Genomic DNA, 1,475 nt, shown 5'->3' on the forward strand with positions numbered 1-1,475 from the left:
GTCGACGACGAAGTCGTCCCCGACCGGGCCGGCGGCGAGCACTCCCCCGACGAGCGCGGCGCGCTCGCGCATGCCGACCAGTCCGTGGCCCTCGCCCGGCAGGGAGTCGCGCTCGACGTCGGCGCACCGGGCGTTGCGCACGGTCAGGGCGAGCTCGCCGCCGTCCTGGCGCAGGGCGATGTCGAGCGGCGAGCCCGGGCGGCCGTGGCGGAGAGCGTTCGTGGTCGCCTCCTGGGCGATCCGGTACAGGGCCAGACCGACGGCGCGCGGCACCGCCTCCAGGTCGACGGCGAGCGCGGCGCGGACGGGGGCTCCGGCTCCGCCCACGCTGTCGAGGAGGGCCGGCAGGTCGCGGGCGCCGGGCTGCGGGCCGTCGCTCTGCGAGTGCCGCAGCTGGGCGAGGAGCACGCGCACGTCGCCGAGGGCGTCCCGGGCGACGGAGGAGATGGTCAGCAGCGCGGCGTCGGTCTGCTCGGGGCTGGTGGCGCCGAGGTAGCGCGCGCCGTCCGCCTGCGCGATCACGACGGCGAGTGAGTGGGCGACGACGTCGTGCATGTCGCGGGCGATCCGGTTGCGCTCCTCCACGGTGTCGAGCTCGCGCTGCGCCCGGGCGCGCTCCTGCTCGGCCTGCGCGCGCAGGGTCTGGCCCTCACGCGCCCGGCGGACCGAGCGGGAGAGCAGTCCGATGGTCCAGGAGAGGCCGAGCGTCGCGAGGATCCCGCCGAAGGTGGCTCCGGCCGACAGGAGGCCGTCGTAGGCGCTCGCGACGAGGTCGAAGACGAGGACGAGGTAGACGACGGCGATCACGGCGCCGAGGACGGCCGACACCGCGCCCGCGATCCGCACCCGCCGCGTCTCCGACGCGCCGGCGCCGAAGAGGACGGCCAGGATGGCCAGATCCGCGGGTCCGGGAGCCAGGCTCGCGCTCATCTGCAGGGCGGCGCCGGCCCAGGCGATCGAGAGGGCGAGGACCGGGGACCGCCGGTGCAGCACCAGCGCGACCGCGAGCACGCCCGCGACCAGCAGCTGCATCGCGCCGTCCACCCCGGCGAACGGGAGGCCGGCGACGAGGAGGAGCACCAGCGCCTGACCACCGGCGACCCCCACCGCGAAGGGGTCCTGCGGCCCGGCGACCCGGGTCAGCAGCGCGTCGATCCGATCGCCCGCGAGGACCGGCGCCCGCAGCGCGTTGAGGTACACGAGGACCTTCGCCGCACCGAGCACGGAGGCGACCGCGAGGGCGACCAGGGCGAGGACCACGAACTCCACGCGCGCCGGGAGCCCGGACGGATCGAGCGGGCCGGAGAGGCCGAGCGCGACGGTGACGCCGCCGATCCCGGCGAGGATCAGGCCGCCCGCGAGCGCCAGGGCACGGGTCCAGGGGCCCACCCGGCGGGTCGTCTGCCAGAGGACGACCAGGCCGACGAGCACCCCGTCGACGGGGACGCCGCCGAGCAGGACGCCTCCGTCGGCGA

1 protein-coding gene is annotated in these 1,475 nt (G+C 76.9%); it reads right to left on the reverse strand.

Annotated elements, in window-relative coordinates:
- On the reverse strand, positions 1-1,475 hold a 1,475-nt coding region (locus C5C27_RS17460), incomplete at both ends, for a sensor histidine kinase (protein WP_104315034.1).

The sequence above is a fragment of the Rathayibacter sp. AY2B7 genome, assembly GCF_002931635.1.
Taxonomy (GTDB): domain Bacteria; phylum Actinomycetota; class Actinomycetes; order Actinomycetales; family Microbacteriaceae; genus Rathayibacter.